Origin of the sequence: Acidiphilium sp. PM (assembly GCF_000219295.1) — a bacterium.
Lineage (GTDB): Bacteria > Pseudomonadota > Alphaproteobacteria > Acetobacterales > Acetobacteraceae > Acidiphilium > Acidiphilium multivorum.
The window spans coordinates 1-2,325 of sequence record NZ_AFPR01000333.1; the positions used below are offsets into that span (position 1 = coordinate 1).

Consider the following 2,325-nt stretch of genomic DNA (forward strand, 5'->3'; position numbering starts at 1 on the left):
TGGCGGTTCAGGCCGAGCCAGGTGCCGCCGGCGGTGCGGTCGCGCCCGGCGATCACGCCGGGACGCTCCGGCCAGTGCGCGGCCGGCGGGTCCCACGGCCGCGCCAGCATCTCGTCGCGATTGGCGCCGATCACGACCGGCCAGGCATCGCCCGGCAGGAACGACAGGATCAGCGAGCACATCGCGCGCCGCCGGTCAGTGCGAGCCGAACACCCGGTCGAGAATGGAATCGACCCGGGCGAGATGCAGGCGCGGGTCCATCGCCGCGTCGATCGCCTCCGGGCTGATCCGGCCGGCCACGTCCGGGTCGGCCAGCAGATGGTCGCGGAAGCGGCGGAAATCCGGCTTGCCGAGCGCGGTCCAGGTCGCCATCGCGTTGCGCTGGATGATCCGGTAGGCATCCTCGCGGGAGATGCCGGCGCGGGCGAGCAGCAGCAGCACCTCGCCCGAATGCACGACGCCGCCGAGCGATTCGATATTTTCGGCCATCCGCTCCGGATAGACCGTCAGCTTCTCGATCATGCCGGCCAGCCGGTGCAGGGCGAAATCGAGCGTGATCGTCGCATCCGGCCCGATCACCCGCTCGACCGAGGAGTGGCTGATGTCGCGCTCATGCCAGAGGGCGACGTTCTCCATCGCCGGCACCACGTAGCCGCGCACGATGCGGGCAAGGCCGGTGAGGTTTTCCGACAGCACCGGGTTGCGCTTGTGCGGCATCGCCGACGAGCCCTTCTGCCCGGGGTGGAAGAATTCCTCGGCCTCGCGCACCTCGCTGCGTTGCAGGTGGCGCACCTCGGTCGCCAGCCGCTCGATCCCGGAGGCGATCACGCCGAGGGCGGCGAAGAAGGCGGCGTGGCGGTCGCGCGGGATCACCTGGGTCGAGACCGGCTCGGGCCGCAGGCCGAGCTTCTGCGCCACATGCGCCTCGATCGCGGGGTCGAGATGCGCGAAGGTGCCGACCGCGCCGGAAATCGCGCAGGTGGCGATCTCCTCGCGCGCGGCGAGCAGGCGGGCGCGGTTGCGGGCGAATTCGGCGTAGTGACCGGCGAGCTTGAGGCCGAAGCTGGTCGGCTCGGCATGGATGCCGTGGCTGCGGCCGATGGTCGGCGTGAGCTTGTGCTCGATCGCCCGGCACTTGAGCGCCGCCATCACCGCGTCGATCCCCTCCAGCAAAAGATCGCTCGCCTGGGTGAGCTGCACGGCGAGGCAGGTATCCAGCACGTCCGACGAGGTCATGCCGAGATGGACGAAGCGCGAGTCCGGCCCGATTCCCTCGGCCAGCCAGGTGAGGAAGGCGATCACGTCGTGCCGGGTCTCGCGCTCGATCTCGGCGATGCGCTCGACATCGGCCTCGGTCATCGCGGCGATCCGCGCGCCGCCCTTCTCGCGGATGGCGCGCGCGGCCTCGGCCGGCACGTCGCCGGTGGCGGCCATCGCCTCGGCGGCCAGCGCCTCGATCTCGAACCAGATCCGGTAGCGGTTCAAGTCCTGCCAGATCGCGACCATCTGCGGGCGGGCGTAACGCGGAACCATCGAATTCTCCCATCTTCCAGGCCGGCAGGCGGCGCGGCGCCGTTTTGGGCCGGGGCGGTCCGGTTGACAAGATGGGCCGGCTCCGCGAACCCGATGCAATGGAATTCATGCTCGCCGATGCGCTGGTGCTCGCGCAGGTCCTGATGATCGACCTCGTCCTCGCGGGCGACAACGCGATCGTCATCGGTCTCGCCGTGGCGCGGCTGCCCAAGGCGCAGCAGAAACAGGCGATCCTGATCGGCGTCGCGGCGGCCACCGTCATCCGCATCGCCCTCGCGCTGGTCGCGCTCCGGCTGCTGGCGATCATCGGGCTGACGCTCGCGGGCGGCATCCTGCTGCTCTACGTGGTCTGGAAATCCTGGCGGGAGTTCAACCACCAGCCGGAGGAGGCAGCGGGAGAAGCCCCCGGCAAGCTGCGCGACGCGGCGCTGCGGATCATCATCGCCGATATCTCGATGAGCCTCGACAACGTGCTGGCGGTCGCGGGGGCGGCGCGCGACCACCCCGCCCTGCTTGCCGCCGGCCTGCTGGTTTCGGTGGTGCTGATGGGCATCGCCGCCAACCTCGTCGCGCGCCTGCTCACGAAACGGCGCTGGCTGGTCTGGGTCGGGCTCGCGATCGTCCTATATGTAGCGCTTGAGATGATCCATGGCGGCATCCTTCAGGTAGCGGCGCGTCTGGGCTGGCACCTTCCGGCCTGGTTCGGATGAGCGAGGCCGCGGTCGAGATCGCGGGCGGCGCGGACGGGCCGGTGATCGCCCTGACCGGGCCGCTCACCGCCGCCGCGCTGAC

3 protein-coding genes are annotated in these 2,325 nt (G+C 70.5%); 1 reads left to right on the forward strand and 2 read right to left on the reverse strand.

The features are described 5' to 3' along the window. Both APM_RS12320 and purB read right to left on the reverse strand, forming a co-directional pair. The coding region (locus APM_RS12320; protein ID WP_007423709.1) for an NRDE family protein at positions 1-182 on the reverse strand (182 nt) is incomplete at its 3' end. A gap of 13 nt (positions 183-195) precedes the next feature. Continuing rightward, positions 196-1,533, reverse strand: coding sequence for an adenylosuccinate lyase (gene purB / locus APM_RS12325; RefSeq protein ID WP_007423710.1), 1,338 nt, complete (start codon positions 1,531-1,533; stop codon positions 196-198). Between the two features lie 71 nt (positions 1,534-1,604). On the opposite strand from purB, the gene APM_RS12330 reads away from it, so the two are divergent. Beyond that, entirely contained in the window at positions 1,605-2,243 is a 639-nt protein-coding gene (locus APM_RS12330) for a YjbE family putative metal transport protein (RefSeq protein WP_007423711.1), read from the forward strand. Positions 2,244-2,325 lie beyond the last annotated feature (82 nt).